Source organism: Acetobacterium sp. KB-1 (genome assembly GCF_003260995.1).
GTDB classification, from domain to species: domain Bacteria; phylum Bacillota; class Clostridia; order Eubacteriales; family Eubacteriaceae; genus Acetobacterium; species Acetobacterium carbinolicum.
The window spans coordinates 1,701,937-1,719,887 of the sequence record NZ_CP030040.1 but is presented as its reverse complement, the minus strand read 5'-3'; the positions used below and the strand labels follow the sequence as shown (position 1 = coordinate 1,719,887).

Annotated in this window: 24 protein-coding genes and 1 pseudogene; 11 read left to right on the top strand and 14 right to left on the bottom strand. The window is 41.6% G+C overall.

All coding sequences use genetic code 11. The features are described from left to right. Positions 1–1,140 precede the first annotated feature (1,140 nt). The 3 genes from DOZ58_RS18670 to DOZ58_RS07900 all read left to right on the top strand — a co-directional run bounded on the left by DOZ58_RS18670 (position 1,141) and on the right by DOZ58_RS07900 (position 3,081). Positions 1,141–1,314 (top strand): hypothetical protein, encoded by a 174-nt coding sequence (locus tag DOZ58_RS18670; protein WP_204355491.1) that lies wholly within the window; start codon positions 1,141–1,143, stop codon positions 1,312–1,314. A 238-nt stretch (positions 1,315–1,552) separates the two neighbouring features. Beyond that, positions 1,553–1,762, top strand: coding sequence for a hypothetical protein (locus DOZ58_RS07905; RefSeq protein ID WP_111887806.1), 210 nt, complete (start codon positions 1,553–1,555; stop codon positions 1,760–1,762). Between the two features lie 1,169 nt (positions 1,763–2,931). After that, positions 2,932–3,081, top strand: coding sequence for a hypothetical protein (locus DOZ58_RS07900; protein WP_242988641.1), 150 nt, complete (start codon positions 2,932–2,934; stop codon positions 3,079–3,081). A 683-nt stretch (positions 3,082–3,764) separates the two neighbouring features. Here DOZ58_RS07900 and DOZ58_RS07890 read toward each other — a convergent pair. Genes DOZ58_RS07890 through DOZ58_RS07880 form a run of 3 tightly spaced genes read right to left on the bottom strand, consistent with a single transcriptional unit; the run spans position 3,765 to position 5,639 of the window. Further along, positions 3,765–5,180 (bottom strand): IS66 family transposase, encoded by a 1,416-nt coding sequence (locus DOZ58_RS07890; protein WP_242988640.1) that lies wholly within the window; start codon positions 5,178–5,180, stop codon positions 3,765–3,767. Further along, a complete protein-coding gene (gene tnpB / locus DOZ58_RS07885) occupies positions 5,149–5,313 on the bottom strand; it encodes an IS66 family insertion sequence element accessory protein TnpB (RefSeq protein ID WP_162624475.1) in 165 nt (54 codons plus the stop codon). The genes DOZ58_RS07890 and tnpB (DOZ58_RS07885) overlap by 32 nt, the downstream gene beginning before the upstream one ends. Continuing rightward, the gene (locus tag DOZ58_RS07880; protein WP_111887798.1) at positions 5,310–5,639 is read right to left on the bottom strand and encodes a hypothetical protein; all 330 of its coding nucleotides are present in this window, start codon (positions 5,637–5,639) and stop codon (positions 5,310–5,312) included. Before DOZ58_RS07880 ends, tnpB (DOZ58_RS07885) begins: the two co-directional genes overlap by 4 nt. A gap of 78 nt (positions 5,640–5,717) precedes the next feature. Between DOZ58_RS07880 and DOZ58_RS07875 the strand changes: the two genes are divergently transcribed. After that, positions 5,718–6,731 (top strand): IS66 family transposase, encoded by a 1,014-nt coding sequence (locus tag DOZ58_RS07875; RefSeq protein WP_256372220.1) that lies wholly within the window; start codon positions 5,718–5,720, stop codon positions 6,729–6,731. Between the two features lie 710 nt (positions 6,732–7,441). On the opposite strand, the gene DOZ58_RS07865 is transcribed toward DOZ58_RS07875, so the two are convergent. The 7 genes and pseudogenes from DOZ58_RS07865 to DOZ58_RS07840 form a co-directional block, all read right to left on the bottom strand. Beyond that, on the bottom strand, positions 7,442–8,365 hold the full coding sequence (locus tag DOZ58_RS07865; RefSeq protein ID WP_111887804.1) for an Rpn family recombination-promoting nuclease/putative transposase: 924 nt from the start codon (positions 8,363–8,365) through the stop codon (positions 7,442–7,444). A gap of 46 nt (positions 8,366–8,411) precedes the next feature. After that, a complete protein-coding gene (locus DOZ58_RS07860; protein WP_111887803.1) occupies positions 8,412–8,810 on the bottom strand; it encodes a hypothetical protein in 399 nt (132 codons plus the stop codon). 266 nt (positions 8,811–9,076) lie between these two features. Beyond that, positions 9,077–9,238, bottom strand: a pseudogene (locus DOZ58_RS19265) (transposase); the annotation flags it as partial. A 39-nt stretch (positions 9,239–9,277) separates the two neighbouring features. Then, positions 9,278–10,171 carry an Rpn family recombination-promoting nuclease/putative transposase gene (locus DOZ58_RS07850; protein WP_256372211.1) on the bottom strand — a complete coding sequence of 298 codons (894 nt, stop codon included), beginning with the start codon at positions 10,169–10,171 and terminating at the stop codon, positions 9,278–9,280. Positions 10,172–10,182: 11 nt separating this feature from the next. Continuing rightward, positions 10,183–10,299, bottom strand: coding sequence for an Rpn family recombination-promoting nuclease/putative transposase (locus DOZ58_RS19085; RefSeq protein WP_256372210.1), 117 nt, complete (start codon positions 10,297–10,299; stop codon positions 10,183–10,185). Between the two features lie 40 nt (positions 10,300–10,339). Beyond that, positions 10,340–10,573: a hypothetical protein gene (locus DOZ58_RS07845; protein ID WP_111887801.1), complete on the bottom strand. Its 234-nt coding sequence runs from the start codon at positions 10,571–10,573 to the stop codon at positions 10,340–10,342. Positions 10,574–10,919: 346 nt separating this feature from the next. Next, the gene (locus tag DOZ58_RS07840; RefSeq protein ID WP_111887800.1) at positions 10,920–11,144 is read right to left on the bottom strand and encodes a type II toxin-antitoxin system RelE/ParE family toxin; all 225 of its coding nucleotides are present in this window, start codon (positions 11,142–11,144) and stop codon (positions 10,920–10,922) included. A 568-nt stretch (positions 11,145–11,712) separates the two neighbouring features. On the opposite strand from DOZ58_RS07840, the gene DOZ58_RS07835 reads away from it, so the two are divergent. Next, positions 11,713–12,051, top strand: coding sequence for an ATP-binding protein (locus tag DOZ58_RS07835; protein WP_305781831.1), 339 nt, complete (start codon positions 11,713–11,715; stop codon positions 12,049–12,051). A 93-nt stretch (positions 12,052–12,144) separates the two neighbouring features. On the opposite strand, the gene DOZ58_RS07830 is transcribed toward DOZ58_RS07835, so the two are convergent. The 3 genes from DOZ58_RS07830 to DOZ58_RS07820 are packed head-to-tail and all read right to left on the bottom strand — an operon-like array spanning position 12,145 to position 14,019. Next, positions 12,145–13,560 carry an IS66 family transposase gene (locus DOZ58_RS07830; protein ID WP_242988637.1) on the bottom strand — a complete coding sequence of 472 codons (1,416 nt, stop codon included), beginning with the start codon at positions 13,558–13,560 and terminating at the stop codon, positions 12,145–12,147. Beyond that, the gene (gene tnpB / locus DOZ58_RS07825) at positions 13,529–13,693 is read right to left on the bottom strand and encodes an IS66 family insertion sequence element accessory protein TnpB (RefSeq protein WP_162624475.1); all 165 of its coding nucleotides are present in this window, start codon (positions 13,691–13,693) and stop codon (positions 13,529–13,531) included. The genes DOZ58_RS07830 and tnpB (DOZ58_RS07825) overlap by 32 nt, the downstream gene beginning before the upstream one ends. Continuing rightward, on the bottom strand, positions 13,690–14,019 hold the full coding sequence (locus tag DOZ58_RS07820) for a hypothetical protein (protein WP_111887798.1): 330 nt from the start codon (positions 14,017–14,019) through the stop codon (positions 13,690–13,692). The genes tnpB (DOZ58_RS07825) and DOZ58_RS07820 overlap by 4 nt, the downstream gene beginning before the upstream one ends. 350 nt (positions 14,020–14,369) lie before the next feature. On the opposite strand from DOZ58_RS07820, the gene DOZ58_RS07815 reads away from it, so the two are divergent. From DOZ58_RS07815 to DOZ58_RS07805, 4 genes are all read left to right on the top strand, one after another. Beyond that, positions 14,370–15,380: an Rpn family recombination-promoting nuclease/putative transposase gene (locus DOZ58_RS07815; protein WP_111887797.1), complete on the top strand. Its 1,011-nt coding sequence runs from the start codon at positions 14,370–14,372 to the stop codon at positions 15,378–15,380. Between the two features lie 243 nt (positions 15,381–15,623). Next, a complete protein-coding gene (locus DOZ58_RS19260) occupies positions 15,624–15,794 on the top strand; it encodes an AbrB/MazE/SpoVT family DNA-binding domain-containing protein (RefSeq protein ID WP_371414198.1) in 171 nt (56 codons plus the stop codon). Next, complete coding sequence (locus DOZ58_RS07810; RefSeq protein WP_371414224.1) at positions 15,712–15,900, top strand: hypothetical protein; 189 nt, start codon at positions 15,712–15,714, stop codon at positions 15,898–15,900. Before DOZ58_RS19260 ends, DOZ58_RS07810 begins: the two co-directional genes overlap by 83 nt. Further along, positions 15,897–16,181 (top strand): PIN domain-containing protein, encoded by a 285-nt coding sequence (locus DOZ58_RS07805; RefSeq protein ID WP_242988636.1) that lies wholly within the window; start codon positions 15,897–15,899, stop codon positions 16,179–16,181. Before DOZ58_RS07810 ends, DOZ58_RS07805 begins: the two co-directional genes overlap by 4 nt. A 445-nt stretch (positions 16,182–16,626) precedes the next feature. Here DOZ58_RS07805 and DOZ58_RS19080 read toward each other — a convergent pair whose 3' ends face one another. Beyond that, complete coding sequence (locus tag DOZ58_RS19080; RefSeq protein ID WP_256372209.1) at positions 16,627–16,872, bottom strand: transposase; 246 nt, start codon at positions 16,870–16,872, stop codon at positions 16,627–16,629. A gap of 181 nt (positions 16,873–17,053) precedes the next feature. Between DOZ58_RS19080 and DOZ58_RS07795 the strand changes: the two genes are divergently transcribed. Both DOZ58_RS07795 and DOZ58_RS07790 read left to right on the top strand, forming a co-directional pair. Continuing rightward, positions 17,054–17,371, top strand: a complete 318-nt coding sequence (locus DOZ58_RS07795; protein ID WP_204355490.1) for a type II toxin-antitoxin system RelE/ParE family toxin — start codon at positions 17,054–17,056, stop codon at positions 17,369–17,371. Further along, positions 17,364–17,726 carry a helix-turn-helix domain-containing protein gene (locus tag DOZ58_RS07790; RefSeq protein ID WP_111887795.1) on the top strand — a complete coding sequence of 121 codons (363 nt, stop codon included), beginning with the start codon at positions 17,364–17,366 and terminating at the stop codon, positions 17,724–17,726. The genes DOZ58_RS07795 and DOZ58_RS07790 overlap by 8 nt, the downstream gene beginning before the upstream one ends. Positions 17,727–17,951 lie beyond the last annotated feature (225 nt).

Genomic DNA, 17,951 nt, shown 5'->3' with positions numbered 1-17,951 from the left:
GTGGTGGGCAAAAGGGTTATACCCAAAGATAGTAACGGTGCCTGTCACTTAACTTATTCAACTTAACTTATTGAGTTGGCGGTTGAGAAACAGAGAAATAAAACAGAGAGGCGATTCGGGTTCTTCGGGACTCGGGTCGTCTTTTCTTTTTTGAAGTGGCTGGGTCATACGGTGCCTGTCACTTAACTTATTCAACTTAACTTATTGAGTTGGTGGTTGAGAAACGGAGAAATAAAACAGAGAGACGATTCGGGTTCTACGGGACTCGRKYCRTSKYYKYWWAKYYWWYKWMRTSRMTRWKMWGKAYRKTGSSTKTRWWMWSTSKTWWRMGYTYRMKAWSAAKGYGCCYKRMAWYMRGMMCATACGGTGCCTGTCACTTAACTTATTCAACTTAACTTATTGAGTTGGCGGTTGAGAAACAGAGAAATAAAACAAAGAGACGATTTGGGTTCTTCGGGACTCGGGTCGTCTTTTCTTTTTTGAAGTGGCTGGGAAATCTGTAGGAATCTGTCTGGAAAGGATTTGGCTGGTGGTATTGATTTATAATTAAAACTGACCCACCATTAACGGTAAGCGCTTAAATACAAGGTGCCTTACATTCCGAAAAAATCCATGAGATAATAGACTCCAAACAAAACTAAAGTTTTTCAAGTTGTAGTTTTTCGAGTTTTTCAAGTGACTTTGAAATACTGCACAGGAGGTTGAGTATTCCGCTGATTTAGCCCCAGATGATCCGTTGTGGCAAAGAATCGTTTCTGAATTCCCCATAATCATCGGCGTCCCCCATCTAGACATACGGTGCCTGTCACTTAACTTATTCAACTTAACTTATTGAGTTGGCGGTTGAGAAACAGAGAAATAAAACAGAGAGACGATTCGGGTTCTACGGGACTCGGGTCGTCTTTTCTTTTTTGTGTGGTACCTTGTATTTAAGCGCTTACAGTAACAAGGTGACTTACTTTTGGATTAATTGGATTGATTCTGAAAAAATCCATGAGATAACGGTGCTAGACTCCAAACAAGAAAACTAAAGTTTTTCAAGTTGTAGTTTTTCGAGTTTTGCAAAAGTAATGTCTAAAGGTCAAGTGACTTTTCCCATCAATATTCGGAAGAAACTGAATCTGAAGAAAAGGCATACGAGTGACTTTCATCGAGAAAGATGGCTACATGGTGATTGCCAACTCAGCAATGCTTGCTCTCGAAAAGGCATACGGTGCCTGTGTCAATACAGCGGAACGATTAGATTTGAAATCTGAAGAAGACGTTTTAAAACTGTTGAAGCGATTCCGGAAAAGATGGCGTAGTGCAAAATAGGAAAAGAAGCAATTCGAATTATGCTGTAGACTAACGTTTTGATTTCTAAAAGAACTTACAGGAGTAAGTTCAGGATACAATGGATTGCAGCGAATCAAAAAGACCATCGTCTCGTTCTATCTTCCTTCGTGATTGAAGCTTTGGGAAGAGCGTTTTGAAGAACAGGCAAACAGTGGAATGACGGTCGACGCCTGGTGTACCTCAAAGCAGTTCTTCTTAACAAATATACCTACTATTATTGGAAGCAGCGGATGAAAATCTCTCCGAAATTCGGGGCGAAATGGACTATCCAGTGCTCTATGGAGCCGAAGTTGGAGAAAGGGACCACAGCACCACTGGCGATAAAGACTTTGCAGACATTGACATTGAGAAACTGGAAATGCCAACGGCTTCTGAATTTGTTGGGAAATATGTTCATGTGAGCGAATACCGGTGGCGGGGGGAATAGTCAAACTTCCCCTTTTTCAACTGATTATCCGAATAGTGGCGGGGTTTTGAGCTGGTTGTTTGTCGGATCCGAAATCATTTCCATGATATCTCTCTCATATTTGAGTCAAACGGTGCCAGTGAAACCTCCGAAAAAAGGCCATAAAAAAACACGAGTTCATAAATTGTGAATGAATATCCGACAGCTTCAAAACCTCACAGTCAATTAGTGAGTTCATTTGATGGATCGGTTTGGAAAATTCTGCGAAATAGGCATCAACAGACACTTTTGTTGCTGCCTATTTCGTCAGATTCACCCATATTTATATTGCGTGATAATGGAGCCACTGACTTCAGAAAACAGATGGATGGCCTGGCCGTCGTAATGTTAATTTTTGCCCCACGGAGTTTGACAAGCTGGATCCATTGCAAACCGTGATCGCTGACAAATGTAGCAAAACGCCTTTATCTTCTGCAACAATTATGACTGCAGTGCCAGTTGATCGGAAAAGRARTGCCMYYMAAGTTYYRSRTKAYGRTGSCAMYGGYTYYRKKCTRGCTAGCAAGAAGCTGCTCAACGRYWTRAAATYWYWSYRGCYYWSMMCMYMATCRRMRGTCMSWGAAWYAAMCSRYCACTKCARRTWCMGTRKTWSYTTSWGGGKYTTGAAATYSAGMARAWWAAARCMSTTMAAYCAKTGCAAYRATRWMRCTKRARARYTATAATAGAAGCWKMTTTKAAMSGYWWYWAAMSAGYRYRWAYAAAWTWGYAAARWGSCWKTRWWAYRGYRTTTWRAARAMTTWKYAWKCAAAAMYGAYAARKRTAGCMKKMTKAARCTAAAMAWRRTATAATAGTACCAATARARAKYAMAKGAAKRKAYWCGGAKRACAKGRCAMGAAGARYTGSTGAKSCTKMKGKCRAACACATAGAGGGTGAAATTYKGGWRKWAARACMGWWARRAGAKCKGRYCKYMWWWGWYGRMWKSRWTGSCAAMCRKWWTATYCKYMTWSAWWATWTSRTGMAGRMGMYRCWGMAARCWCSYAAAARASKRWTTGRWYMMKCSAMWSRRWMWWYGARARAYYTTGTTGRAWGGASMAYTRWMMMTGWKTRARAMAAMRSWRRRWCYCRYKRRAKMAMKSTKKGGTGAACAGCAGAAAATAACCGTCCCCCCGGAAGTCATACCCGGATCTGATTTGAGAGTAGCATTAATAAGCCCGCCAACCCGTGCTAGAGTCCGTCAGGAAATCACCCAAAAGCAGTTGGAAGAAGCAAGTGGTGTTAAGCAGCTTGCCGGTCTTCCGAAGGAGAAAGGTACAACTGATCCCCAATTGATGACTATTTGAAGAGTACTAAGATCATTGGGCCGGACCTTGATTCCTGCGTCAAGTGCGGTGGAGCAACCTTGAAACGGTCATCGGCAAACATTTAAAAAAGGCGGATCGTCCGAACCGAAGTGACCTATGAGATAAATTGATCCACCAAAACTGAAGGTGAAGCAGATTGTCCAGCAGATTGCAAAATGTACCCTTTAAAGGACTATAAGTTACTATTAACTTTTGAAAGTGTGGCAAAGAAACGGCAGTGAGAATCCATATTTGGACAAGGATCATTTTCAAGAATTGAAAGCCGAGGAGAAATTCAAGACCATACGCGTTAGTTTTGACAGCATTGAATGGTGCAATCAAGCGGATCTTGACCCTGAGTTTTTATTCGAAAAGAGTGAAGCTTGCTAAAAAAAATCAGCAAGAATAGATATACGGTGCCGGTACAGAGAAAAGAGACGATCCCGCATTCCATTGCCACTCGGGCCGTCTCTTCTTTTTTGAAGTGGCTGGAAAATATGGAGGAATCTGTCTGGAAAAGATTTGGCAGGTGGCTCAGGTTTGCAKSTWYYRKMAGTTTSCMATSGGTTGCACCAGTTTCTCTCTATCCRWRCYCWYTGAAGAATTTGTATTCTCCAAYCGTAAGTGCCTCAAAAGATGACGTATAGCAAGTTTGATCTAAACCTGATATACTGATGACATCATTATTTGAGGCACTTTTTGTAGTTATGATTGAGTCTGCACACCTCAGGCAATTCCTGAGACCATGGCAGGTATTTTTCAAGTACTTCCGGCTGGTGCAGATAGTCACTGTTGGGGATTTCTGTCAGAAGGTAATTCAGATATTCGAATACATTAAGTTCATTAGCCCGGGCTGATTCCACCAGCRTGTACAGAACCGCATTGGCGGTTGCACCTTTAGGCGAATCGGCAAAAAGCCAGGCGCGGCGCCCTGTTGCAAAAGGTTTGATGCTGGCCTCACAGAGATTGTTGGAGATGGGAAGACGTCCGTCTTCCAGGAAGGTTTCCAGATATTTCTTCTGGTTTTTGGAATAATTCAGGGCTTTAGTCAACTTTTCATTTGTCGTTGGAATGGCCGCAGTTTCGTCAACCCACGACCAAAAGGCATCGAGGATGGGGCGTGACCTTTCCAGACGCTTTTCTCTGATCTCCTCATAAGGAAGATCCTTTATTTCGTTCTCAATTTTAAAAAGCAGGTCGATGTACGCTCGTCCTTCGGCACCCTTTGAACCCGGGATTTCTTTCCCATTGCTGGTCAAGGGAATGCTGTCGATAAAATATCTACGACAGTGCGACCAACATAAGTTGCGCCGGATATTCTCGACTTGTTCATAAGCGGCATACGCATCCGTCGTTAAATAGCCATGGAATCCGGAAAGCAGCTGCCTGGCGATCTCCCCTTTGCGTGTCGGCGAATAATGAAAGAAAACGGCTCGGATTGTCTCGCATGCCGCACTACGGATCACCCACATATAGGATTCGCTGTTGGCTTTCCTGCCTTCCTCCCGGTTACACTGAATCCGTGTCTCATCCATATGCAGCACCTCACAGGTACGCAGTTCGGCAAGAATACGTTCATAAACMGARGTTWGCCATTCTTCGCTGCAGCGGTTTGTCCAGTTGGCCATGTTTGACCGGGATAGAATGAGCCCCAACCGATACCAGTCTTTTTCCTGACGGGCAAAGGGCATGCCCATGGCAAACTTCTGGTACATGACCTGAGCCACCAGAGACGGCGTGGCAATGGAATGCGGGAGTACCGGCACCGGTATGGCGGCTTTCTGAAAATGATCCTTGGGATTCTCACTGCCTTCTTTGCCACACTGGGTACATTTTGCAATCTGCTGGACAATCTGCTTCACCTTCAGTTTTGGTGGCTCATAGGTCACTTCGGTTCGGACGATCCGTTTGCCGATGACCGTAAGGGCTCCACCGCACTTGACGCAGGAATCATCCGGCCCAATGATGTACTCTTCAATCTCCTTCGGAAGACCGGCAAGCATTTCCTGACGGACTCCGGGTTGGCGGGCTTTCCGGGTATGACTGGGGACGGTTATTTTCTGCTGTTCACCTTTTCCGGTTGCAGAAGATAAAGGCACATTTGTCAGCGAATGGATCCAGCTTGAACTCCGTATTAACAACGACGGCCAGGCCATCCATCTGTTTTCTGAAGTCAGTGGCTCCACACGCAATATAAATATGGGTGGTGTCGTTGATAAACCGATCCATCATGACTGTGAAAGCTGTCGGATAAACTGTGTTGCCAGAGAGATATCATGGGGATCCGACAAAACCAGCTCAAAACCCCGCCATCGGATAATCAGTCCCGCCACCGGTATTCGCTCATCAGAAGCCGTTGGCATTTCCAGTTTTGCAAACAGTGGTGCTGTGGTCCCTTTCTCCATCGGCTCCATTTTCGCCTTTCGGATCCGCTGCTTCCAATAATAGTAGGTATATTTGTTAAGCTGCTTTGAGGTACACCAGGCGTCGACCGTCATTCCACTGTTTGCCTGTTCTTCAAAACGCTCTTCCCAAAGCTGTCTTTTTGATTCGTCCATTGTATCCTGAACCTCCTGTAAGTTCTTTTAGGTTAGTCTACAATAATTCGACCTATTTTGCACTACGCCATCTTTTGAATCGCTTACCCCTTTGCCCGTCAGGAAAAAGACTGGTATCGGTTGGGGCTCATTCTATCCCGGTCAAACATGGCYAACTGGACAAACCGCTGCAGCGAAGAATGGCTAACCTCGRTTTATGAACGTATTCTTGCCGAACTGCGTACCTGTGAGGTGCTGCATATGGATGAGACACGGATTCAGTGTAACCGGGAGGAAGGCAGGAAAGCCAACAGCGAATCCTATATGTGGGTGATCCGTAGTGCGGCATGCGAGACAATCCGAGCCGTTTTCTTTCATTATTCGCCGACACGCAAAGGGGAGATCGCCAGGCAGCTGCTTTCCGGATTCCATGGCTATTTAACGACGGATGCGTATGCCGCTTATGAACAAGTCGAGAATATCCGGCGCAACTTATGTTGGTCGCACTGTCGTAGATATTTTATCGACAGCATTCCCTTGACCAGCAATGGGAAAGAAATCCCGGGTTCAAAGGGTGCCGAAGGACGAGCGTACATCGACCTGCTTTTTAAAATTGAGAACGAAATAAAGGATCTTCCTTATGAGGAGATCAGAGAAAAGCGTCTGGAAAGGTCACGCCCCATCCTCGATGCCTTTTGGTCGTGGGTTGACGAAACTGCGGCCATTCCAACGACAAATGAAAAGTTGACTAAAGCCCTGAATTATTCCAAAAACCAGAAGAAATATCTGGAAACCTTCCTGGAAGACGGACGTCTTCCCATCTCCAACAATCTCTGTGAGGCCAGCATCAAACCTTTTGCAACAGGGCGCCGCGCCTGGCTTTTTGCCGATTCGCCTAAAGGTGCAACCGCCAATGCGGTTCTGTACACGCTGGTGGAATCAGCCCGGGCTAATGAACTTAATGTATTCGAATATCTGAATTACCTTCTGACAGAAATCCCCAACAGTGACTATCTGCACCAGCCGGAAGTACTTGAAAAATACCTGCCATGGTCTCAGGAATTGCCTGAGGTGTGCAGACTCAATCATAACTACAAAAAGTGCCTCAAATAATGATGTCATCAGTATATCAGGTTTAGATCAAACTTGCTATACGTCATCTTTTGAGGCACTTACGATTGGAGAATACAAATTCTTCAGTGAGTTTGGATAGAGAGAAACTGGTGCAACCGATTGGAAACTGACAAAAGCTGCAAACCGGAGCCACCTGCCAAATCTTTTCCAGACAGATTCCTCCATATTTTCCAGCCACTTCAAAAAAGAAAAGACGACCCGAGTCCCGAAGGGAACCCGAATCGTCTCTTTTCTCTGTTTCTACACCGTATATCTATTCTTGCTGATTTTTTTTAGCAAGCTTCACTCTTTTCGAATAAAAACTCAGGGTCAAGATCCGCTTGATTGCACCATTCAATGCTGTCAAAACTAACGCGTATAGTCTTGAATTTCTCCTCATCCTTCAATTCTTGAAAAATGCCCTTATCCAAATATGGACTGACATCGACGTCTCTTTTCACCATTTTCAAAAGTTAATAGTAACTTATAGTCCTTTAAAGGTTCTACATTGATAACTGCTAAATACATCATTCGACCTCCTATTTTAATGGATCAATTTTATATGGTAGCTCACTATTCATTGCCAGCATCCAGTCTGCAAGTAGTTCTTCCTGTCTTAACCGTATGTCACCGTATGTCGCGTAGGCACCGTATGTCGTATGTCGCGTATGTCGCGTATGTCGTCAGGCACCGTTTGAGGCACCGTTAGATTAGATACCAAGAAACCTCTTAGCGTCTTCAATATTTTTAAAGTTCTCAATATTGATATTGAATATCTGCAACATCTTAAGATCCAATGTAGCGATCTTTTCTTGAAACTCAGTCGGAAGAACTCCAAATTTCATTGCTAAACGCTCAATTGCCAAATCAAATAAGCTCTCTTTTTTTGCTTCATATCTCTCAATATCTCGCACTTCTTTTCGTCCTTGTTCTCGTAACGATTCAGCTAAAGTCATCGTAACTTCACTCCCCTCTTTGTAAGTATCTTCTAATTGTTCAATGACAAAGTCAAGTTGATCTATGGAAATTCCTGATTCTGCTTTCACAATATAGTTCATGCATATTTTAAAATACTCAGTTCCCTTTTCTTCCTTCTCCAAATCCCGCAGCGCTCTGGCGGCATTGAGAATGGTATCCATAAATTCCAGCCCACTTTTTCTAGGCATATCTCTGAAAAGTGATAATGCAATCGCCAGTTTAACCTTACCTTTGATGTCTCCATCTGAAAACTGGGATAAATCATAGAGCTGATAGCGAAAATCCGGTGTCATTTGTCTGATTTCTTCTGGTAGTGTGTCATAGTCTAAAATCAGATCACTGAGCATCGGCCCAATTCGCCATTGCGATTTTCCATGATAGATCACCATTGGAATCACCACTGGAATGTGAGTGTCATTTTCTTTATTAACTTTCTGATCCCAGATTCGTGCAATGTAAATGAATAGCTGGAGAGCAACCATTCTATCTGAATAACTCTTGTGTTCAAAAAGGAAGTACAGATAACCTTCTCGATGATTAATGGTTGTTTTAAATAACATATCTGAAGAAAACTCTTTGAGCTTCTCATCAATAAAACTATCTTTCTGAATTTCCAATGTCTCCAGATCCACCAGCTTCAAAATCGGTTCAGGCAAATAATGATGATAATGCTATAACACAACTGTAGTTGAGTTATAGCATTTAATTACTCACATCGCTATTGTTTTTTATTGAAATTAATCCTTTTGATAAATAGTATCCTATTAGTACCGGAAAAACATACAATATAACTGGTGAGTAATATAATAAACCTGGTATTGGAAATGAAGAATAAGGATAATAATGGGTTAAAGTTAAAAGTAATGCAATAATTAAACAATGTACATTAATTTTAAAAGTCAATTTTAGATCATCTAAATTTAATATATACAAGAAAACACCGACTGATGCACCTTCAATTGCTCTAATGATCCCTTCATAAAAAAATAATTGATTTTCAGAAGCTGTAAGCTTTCCATTACCAATAACTTCAATGTAAATGATAAGAATAATTATAATCAAATATGGTTTTAATGGTTTTATTTTTTTTAATAAATTCAAAACAAGATCCCCTTTTTCAAAACTCTATTAAGTATTTTCGAAATGCAACAACGAATAAACTTAGTTTAGGAAAACAAGCTTTCTATGTAATGCCTACTGAATAATTACAAATTTTTGATAATATCTATTCCCATTCAATTCCGGCATAAAAAACTGAAAATGGGCATAAAGAACCTTTCTCAGGTTCAAAACAACAATCGACAGTGCAATGGTACTGAGGCCTGTATCAGGCAAACGTGAGGCCTGTATCAGGCAAACGTGAGGCCTGTATCAGGCAAACGTGTCCAGATCAGACCCAGACCACATTTGAGTTTGGCAAGACTGAATTTTCGTTCGACTTCGACTCGTTCACAAATATCAACGTATTCCTGTTTTTTATCAATCACTGCGTTTTTCGGTGGGCGACCGAGTGCCGGACCTGATTGACAGGCACCGTTTGTTCTGGCACCGTTTATCCGTTTATCCAATCAGAGTGCCAGATATTTTCGCACATCATCAAGACTGGTGAAATCATCAATCTGGTAATTCAACATTTCCAGAGAGTTCAGATCAAGGGTATTGATTTTCTCCCGATACTCTGAAGACATGATCCCAAATTTTTTGGTCAGTCGGTTGATTGCAAAACCAATAGCCATTTCACTTTTTCCTTTTTCAATACCTTTTTCAATACCTTCTTCAAAACCTTCTTCTCTTAAAACTTCAGCCAATGTCATGGTTACTTCACTCCCTTTCTTGTAGGTTACTTCCAATTGCTTAATCACGGTATTCAATTGCTCCCTTGAAAGCCTTGGGCCGGATGTCAGAATGTAGCGCATACAGGTTTCAAAATACTGAAGACCTGTTTCCTTTTCTTCCAGTTCTGCTAAAGCTCTGGCAGCCTTAAAAATCGTTTCAAGAAATTCCTCACCGCTTTTTTTGAAAATATCTCTGGCAACGGACAATGCAATCATCAGTTCTGCCTTCCCCTTGATATCTTCATCCGAAAACTGTGATAAATCATAGAGCTGGTAGCGGTAATTCGGTATCATTTGTTTGACTTCTTCCGGCAACGAGTCAAAATTCAGGATCAGATCACTGAACATGGGACTTATTTTCCATTTCTTTTCCCCATGACAAATCACCATTGGGACAATCACCGGAATATGCGTATGGTTTTCCTTGTTGACCTTCTGATTCCAGATACGAACCATGTAAGTCAGTAACTGTAAGGCAACCATTCGATCCGGATAACTCTTGTGTTTAAACAGAAAATAGAGATAGCCATCCCGCTGATTGATTTTTGTCCTGAACAACATATCTGAAAAGACCTCACTGAGTTCTTCATCCACGTGGCTGCCATTCTGAATCTCCAGTTCGTTCAAATCAACCAGTTTTAAATCGGTTCCGGCAGATAATTCTCAACAAAATCTCTGACCACTAACGGATTTGAAAATGTATCCTTAAAAAACTTATCATGGGGATTCTGTACTTTTTTCTCAGTCACTTTCATTCGTTCACCTTCTTTGCTATTGTCTTCATTATAATCGATCTCACTTTAAAATGCTATTAAATTTGAATTGGACAAAAATTCCAACTAGATTCCCATCTTTTTTCTCCCTGAAATGCCGACAGTCGCGACAGTCCCGACAAAACTCCCTAAATCCTGCCAGGACTGTGGATATTACGGGGTGGCGGTAAATCAGCGGAATACTCACAATGGTCATTTTACTGTTTGACTGTTCTTCGAAACGCTCTTCCCATAGCTGTCTTTTTGACTCGTCCATTATATCTAAACCTCCTGAACCTCTTTTCAGGTTAGTTTACACTAATTGGATCGGTTTTTCACTACGCCATCTTTTGAATCACTTACACATTTTAGTTGCTATTCTGGGGGAGTTGATCAATAAAGTTTGTTGTGAGATTAGAGCGATCATATTTATTCGTGTTATTGTATAGATTTACAGGTGCCTGCGTTTTTCGGAGGTTTCACAGGCACCGTTACATTTAGCGCTTAAATACAAAGTGCCACACAAAAAAGAAAAGACGACCCGAGTCCCGTAGAACCCGAATCGTCTCTTTGTTTATTTCTCTGTTTCTCAACCGCCAACTCAATAAGTTAAGTTGAATAAGTTAAGTGACAGGCCCCGTACATCTGAATTCCCAAAGATCCCCTTCTAAATGTTTAACATAGGGTTCACCAGCCCTTGTTCCATTTTCACTCAGCATTTGAATATAGTCTTGTATTTTATTAAATTTTATTCGGCTGTCCTTGTCATTTTTACTTGCAAGCTCATCCAAATAATCTCGTACAGGAACATTCCCACTTTGATCAGTGTAAAAGTTTATCTTATACATTTTGCTTATTAACCTTTCTGTTATGTTCTTATTATAACTCAAAAGTTATAATTTTGCAATGATTTTGGCTATTTAAATTTTCTGACACAACCGAAAACCCTCAAAGTAATAATATGTATTTAAGATGGGGGACACCGATGATTATGGGGAATTCAGAAACGATTCTTTGCCACAACGGATCATCTGGGGCTAAATCAGCGGAATACTCAACCTCCTGTGCAGTATTTCAAAGTCACTTGAAAAACTCGAAAAACTACAACTTGAAAAACTTTAGTTTTGTTTGGAGTCTATTATCTCATGGATTTTTTCGGAATGTAAGGCACCTTGTATTTAAGCGCTTACCGTTAATGGTGGGTCAGTTTTAATTATAAATCAATACCACCAGCCAAATCCTTTCCAGACAGATTCCTACAGATTTCCCAGCCACTTCAAAAAAGAAAAGACGACCCGAGTCCCGAAGAACCCAAATCGTCTCTTTGTTTTATTTCTCTGTTTCTCAACCGCCAACTCAATAAGTTAAGTTGAATAAGTTAAGTGACAGGCACCGTATGTTCTTGTTTCCGGGCGCATTCATCGCAAACTTAAAACACTGAATAAACCCAATATCCTGATTATTGATGAAGTTGGCTATGCGGCCATGGATGATGAAGTGGCTCATTACTTTTTTCAGATTGTTTCCAATCGCTATGAAAAAGGCTCAATCATTCTGACTTCCAACAAGTCCTACGGTAGTTGGGGTGATGTGTTCGGAAATAATGTCGTTGCAACGGCGATCCTGGATCGACTGCTGCATCATTCCACAACGATCAATATCAAAGGTGACAGCTATCGGATTAGGGAAAAGAAAAAGGCTGGCTTTTATGATGTCAGCCTATATGAAAACGAATCGAACGATGCTAATGGGTAATTTTTACCGTTTATTTTGGGAAGTTTTAAAGTAAGTGCCTCAAAAGATGACGTATAGCAAGTTTGATCTAAACCTGATATACTGATGACATCATTATTTGAGGCACTTTTTGTAGTTATGATTGAGTCTGCACACCTCAGGCAATTCCTGAGACCATGGCAGGTATTTTTCAAGTACTTCCGGCTGGTGCAGATAGTCACTGTTGGGGATTTCTGTCAGAAGGTAATTCAGATATTCGAATACATTAAGTTCATTAGCCCGGGCTGATTCCACCAGCGTGTACAGAACCGCATTGGCGGTTGCACCTTTAGGCGAATCGGCAAAAAGCCAGGCGCGGCGCCCTGTTGCAAAAGGTTTGATGCTGGCCTCACAGAGATTGTTGGAGATGGGAAGACGTCCGTCTTCCAGGAAGGTTTCCAGATATTTCTTCTGGTTTTTGGAATAATTCAGGGCTTTAGTCAACTTTTCATTTGTCGTTGGAATGGCCGCAGTTTCGTCAACCCACGACCAAAAGGCATCGAGGATGGGGCGTGACCTTTCCAGACGCTTTTCTCTGATCTCCTCATAAGGAAGATCCTTTATTTCGTTCTCAATTTTAAAAAGCAGGTCGATGTACGCTCGTCCTTCGGCACCCTTTGAACCCGGGATTTCTTTCCCATTGCTGGTCAAGGGAATGCTGTCGATAAAATATCTACGACAGTGCGACCAACATAAGTTGCGCCGGATATTCTCGACTTGTTCATAAGCGGCATACGCATCCGTCGTTAAATAGCCATGGAATCCGGAAAGCAGCTGCCTGGCGATCTCCCCTTTGCGTGTCGGCGAATAATGAAAGAAAACGGCTCGGATTGTCTCGCATGCCGCACTACGGATCACCCACATATAGGATTCGCTGTTGGCTTTCCTGCCTTCCTCCCGGTTACACTGAATCCGTGTCTCATCCATATGCAGCACCTCACAGGTACGCAGTTCGGCAAGAATACGTTCATAAACCGAGGTTAGCCATTCTTCGCTGCAGCGGTTTGTCCAGTTGGCCATGTTTGACCGGGATAGAATGAGCCCCAACCGATACCAGTCTTTTTCCTGACGGGCAAAGGGCATGCCCATGGCAAACTTCTGGTACATGACCTGAGCCACCAGAGACGGCGTGGCAATGGAATGCGGGAGTACCGGCACCGGTATGGCGGCTTTCTGAAAATGATCCTTGGGATTCTCACTGCCTTCTTTGCCACACTGGGTACATTTTGCAATCTGCTGGACAATCTGCTTCACCTTCAGTTTTGGTGGCTCATAGGTCACTTCGGTTCGGACGATCCGTTTGCCGATGACCGTAAGGGCTCCACCGCACTTGACGCAGGAATCATCCGGCCCAATGATGTACTCTTCAATCTCCTTCGGAAGACCGGCAAGCATTTCCTGACGGACTCCGGGTTGGCGGGCTTTCCGGGTATGACTGGGGACGGTTATTTTCTGCTGTTCACCTTTTCCGGTTGCAGAAGATAAAGGCACATTTGTCAGCGAATGGATCCAGCTTGAACTCCGTATTAACAACGACGGCCAGGCCATCCATCTGTTTTCTGAAGTCAGTGGCTCCACACGCAATATAAATATGGGTGGTGTCGTTGATAAACCGATCCATCATGACTGTGAAAGCTGTCGGATAAACTGTGTTGCCAGAGAGATATCATGGGGATCCGACAAAACCAGCTCAAAACCCCGCCATCGGATAATCAGTCCCGCCACCGGTATTCGCTCATCAGAAGCCGTTGGCATTTCCAGTTTTGCAAACAGTGGTGCTGTGGTCCCTTTCTCCATCGGCTCCATTTTCGCCTTTCGGATCCGCTGCTTCCAATAATAGTAGGTATATTTGTTAAGCTGCTTTGAGGTACACCAGGCGTCGACCGTCATTCCACTGTTTGCCTGTTCTTCAAAACGCTCTTCCCAAAGCTGTCTTTTTGATTCGTCCATTGTATCCTGAACCTCCTGTAAGTTCTTTTAGGTTAGTCTACAATAATTCGACCTATTTTGCACTACGCCATCTTTTGAATCGCTTACATTGTATCCTGAACCTCCTGTAAGTTCTTTTAGGTTAGTCTACAATAATTCGACCTATTTTGCACTACGCCATCTTTTGAATCGCTTACATTGTATCCTGAACCTCCTGTAAGTTCTTTTAGGTTAGTCTACAATAATTCGACCTATTTTGCACTACGCCATCTTTTGAATCGCTTACTCTCCAATCAGTCCATCTATCAATTTTGATAGCATTTTAAAGGTGAATCGGTTATAATTATATCAATATCTAAGAAGGTGAACGAATGAAAAAGACTAAGACAAAAGCTCAGAATCCCCATGACAAGTTTTTCAAAGATACATTCTCGAATCCCTTAGTGACCAGAGATTTCATTGAAAACTACCTGCCAGAATCGATTTTAAAAATGGTTGATTTGAGTGAATTGGAAATTCAGAATGGTAGCCACGTTGATGAAGAACTTAGTGAATTATTCTCAGATATGTTGTTCAGGACAAAAATTAATCAGCGTGACGGTTATCTGTATTTTCTGTTTGAACACAAGAGTTACCCCGACAGAATGGTGGCATTGCAATTGCTGACGTATATGGTACGCATCTGGAATCGAAACGTAAATAAGAAACTTGATACACATATTCCGATGATTATCCCAATGGTGCTTTGTCATGGGGAGACGAAATGGAAAATCAATCCCATGTTCAGTGATCTGATCCTGGATTTTGACATCTTACCAAAAGAAGTCAAACAAATGATCCCCGATTACCGCTACCTGCTCTATGATTTATCCCAGTTTTCGGATGAAGATATCAAAGGAAATGCAGAACTGATGATTGCATTGTCAGTTGCCAGGGATATTTTCAAAAAAAGCGGTGAAGAATTTCTGGAAACGATTTTTAAAGCAGCCGAAGCTTTAGCAGAGCTGGATGAAAAGGAAACGGGTCTTGAGTATTTTGAAACCTGTATGCGCTATATTCTGACGTCCGGGCCGAAGCTTACAAAGGAGCAATTTAATACTGTTATTAGAGAATTGGTATTAACCTACAAGGAAGGAAGTGAAGTAACCATGACATTGGCCGAAGTTTTAAGAGAAGAAGGCTTTGAAGAAGGGATTGAAAAAGGCAAAAAAGATAGTCTGAGTGATTTAGCAATCAATCGATTATCAAAAAAATTTGGAATTATGCCTGCTGAATACCAGAGAAAAATTGCTGAGCTGGATCTGAAGATGATGGAACTATTGAATTATGAAATCGACAATTTCTCAATCATTGAAGATGTCAAGAAGTTTCTGGCACTCTGATTAACAAACTGTGCCTGTCACTTAACTTATTGAGTTGGCGGTTGAGAAACAGAGAAATAAAACAGAGAGACGATTCGGGTTCTACGGGACTCGGGTCGTCTTTTCTTTTTTGTGTGGTACCTTGTATTTAAGCGCTTACAATCAGATGGTGAGATTCTTTTGGATTAATTGGATTGATCTTGCAAAAAGAGATACCGGTGCTATACTGAAAGTAGGAAAAGTAGGGTTTAAGGAGGTAGCATAATGGATCTTGCAAAAGTAATGTCTAAAGGTCAAGTGACCATTCCCATCAATATTCGGAAGAAACTGAATCTGAAGGAAGGTGACAAAAGTGGTCTTCATCGAGAAAGATGGCTACATGGTGATTGCCAACTCAGCAATGCTTGCTCTCGAACAAGTGCAAAATGCCTTTGACGGTGAAGCGGAACGATTAGATTTGAAATCTGAAGAAGACGTTGTGAATCTGGTGAAGGAAGTCCGGAAAGAACGGTTTGAGGAAAAGAAGGAAAAGAAGCAATGAGAATCATGCTGGACACTAATGTTTTGATTTCTTCAATTATTTTCAAAAGTAAGATCATGAATGACTTGATTGCAGCGATTCTTAAAGATCATCGTCTCGTTCTATCTTCCTTCGTGATTGAAGAACTAAAAGGTGTGGTTGAGAGAAAATGCGAAGGAAGATCCGCTGACCTGGATCATTTTCTAACCGTTCTTCCCTATGAATATGTCTACACTCCTGACGAAATGGATGAAAATCTCTTTGAAATTCGGGATGAAATGGACTATCCAGTGCTCTATTGAGCCGTAGTCGAAGATGTGGACATTCTCATCACCGGCGATAAAGACTTTGCAGACATTGACATTGAGAAACCGGAAATATTGACACCCAATGAATTTGTTGGGAAATATGTTCATGTGAACGTGCATTGATGATGAGGGGAATAGTCAAACTTCCCCTTTTTCAATTGATCAAATGAATAGTGAAACAGATGCAAGTTGGTTGTTCTTCTGATCTGAAATCATTTCCAAAATTTTTCTCCCATATTTGAGTCAAACGGTGCCAGTGAAACCTCCGAAAAAAGGCCATAAAAAAACACGAGTTCATAAATTGTGAATGAATATTCGCAGATTCAAAACCTAATATTCAATTAGTGAGTTCATTTTATAAATTGGCTCGGAAAATTCTGCGAAATAGGCATAAACAGACACTTTTGTTGCTGCCTATTTCGTCAGATTCTCACACTTTTTATTTGCGTAATAACAAAGAAACCATCCTTGCAATATTGCAGGCTAGATTGGCCATGGTAATATGAATTTTTGCCCCACGAAGTCTGACATATCGGCACCGTTGCAAACCGTGATTTCTGACCATTGTAGCAAAACGTCTTTCGATTTTGTAACAATTATGACTGCAGTGCCAGTTGATCTGATGATGAGTGCCACCCAATCCGGATGATGGTGCCACTGGTTCCGGGCTAGGATTTAAAATCATTCCAGCTTTCCCCATAATCAACGGTCCCTGAATCAAACCATCACTTCAAATACCGTATTACTTTGTGGGTTTTGTCAGAAAATTAAAACAGTTAAATCATTGCAATAATATAACTTAAGAGTTATAATAGAAGCATATTTGAAAGGTAATTAACGAGTATGTACAAAATAGTAAAGAGCCAGTGTTACAGTATTTAGAAAAATTAGCAAGCAAAAATGACAAGGATAGCCGGATTAAACTAAACAAAATTAGAGATTACATGAAGATACTCGGAGAACATGGCACAAGAGTTGGTGAGCCTTATGTCAAACACATAGAGGGTGAAATTTGGGAATTAAGACCGTTAAGAGATCGGATCTTATTTGTTGGATGGGATGGCAACCGTTTTATTCTTCTACATTATTTCATGAAGAAGACACAGAAAACACCTAAAAGAGGAATTGAACAAGCGAAACGGTATATGAAAGATTTTGTTGAAAGGAGCATTGAAAATGAGTAAGACAAAAGTAAGTCCCATTGGATCAAGCTGGGATGAGTTTGAGAAAAAAACATTCACCCCGGAAGAAATAATGGAATCTGATTTGAGAGTAGCATTAATAAGCGAACTAATCCGTGCTAGAAATGATCAGGGAATCACCCAAAAGCAGTTGGAAGAAGCAAGTGGTGTTAAGCAACCCGTCATTGCCCGAATGGAAAAAGGTACAACTGATCCCCAATTGATGACTATTTTAAAAATACTAAGACCACTTGGCAAGACCTTGGCCATTGTGCCAATTGAAGAAAAACAACCCCGAAACATTCATTTGAGAACATTTAAAAAAGGCGGCACATTCAGGCAAAAGCCCATGAGATAAATTGATCCATTAAAATAGGAGGTCGAATGATGTATTTAGCAGTTATCAATGTAGAACCTTTAAAGGACTATAAGTTACTATTAACTTTTGAAAATGGTGAAAAGAGACGTCGATGTCAGTCCATATTTGGATAAGGGTATTTTTCAAGAATTGAAGGATGAGGAGAAATTCAAGACTGTACGCGTTAGTTTTGACAGCATTGAATGGTGCAATCAAGCGGATCTT

Coding starts and splice junctions, on each gene's coding strand:
- DOZ58_RS07815 (WP_111887797.1), top strand. CDS start 14,370: ATGAAAAAGACTAAGACAAAAGCTCAGAATCCCCATGACAAGTTTTTC.
- DOZ58_RS07790 (WP_111887795.1), top strand. CDS start 17,364: ATGAGTAAGACAAAAGTAAGTCCCATTGGATCAAGCTGGGATGAGTTT.
- DOZ58_RS07840 (WP_111887800.1), bottom strand. CDS start 11,144: ATGTATAAGATAAACTTTTACACTGATCAAAGTGGGAATGTTCCTGTA.
- tnpB (WP_162624475.1), bottom strand. CDS start 13,693: ATGATGGATCGGTTTATCAACGACACCACCCATATTTATATTGCGTGT.
- DOZ58_RS07820 (WP_111887798.1), bottom strand. CDS start 14,019: ATGGACGAATCAAAAAGACAGCTTTGGGAAGAGCGTTTTGAAGAACAG.
- DOZ58_RS19080 (WP_256372209.1), bottom strand. CDS start 16,872: ATGATTTTAAATCCTAGCCCGGAACCAGTGGCACCATCATCCGGATTG.
- DOZ58_RS07805 (WP_242988636.1), top strand. CDS start 15,897: ATGAGAATCATGCTGGACACTAATGTTTTGATTTCTTCAATTATTTTC.
- DOZ58_RS19085 (WP_256372210.1), bottom strand. CDS start 10,299: ATGAAAGTGACTGAGAAAAAAGTACAGAATCCCCATGATAAGTTTTTT.
- DOZ58_RS19260 (WP_371414198.1), top strand. CDS start 15,624: ATGGATCTTGCAAAAGTAATGTCTAAAGGTCAAGTGACCATTCCCATC.
- DOZ58_RS07880 (WP_111887798.1), bottom strand. CDS start 5,639: ATGGACGAATCAAAAAGACAGCTTTGGGAAGAGCGTTTTGAAGAACAG.
- DOZ58_RS07845 (WP_111887801.1), bottom strand. CDS start 10,573: ATGGACGAGTCAAAAAGACAGCTATGGGAAGAGCGTTTCGAAGAACAG.
- tnpB (WP_162624475.1), bottom strand. CDS start 5,313: ATGATGGATCGGTTTATCAACGACACCACCCATATTTATATTGCGTGT.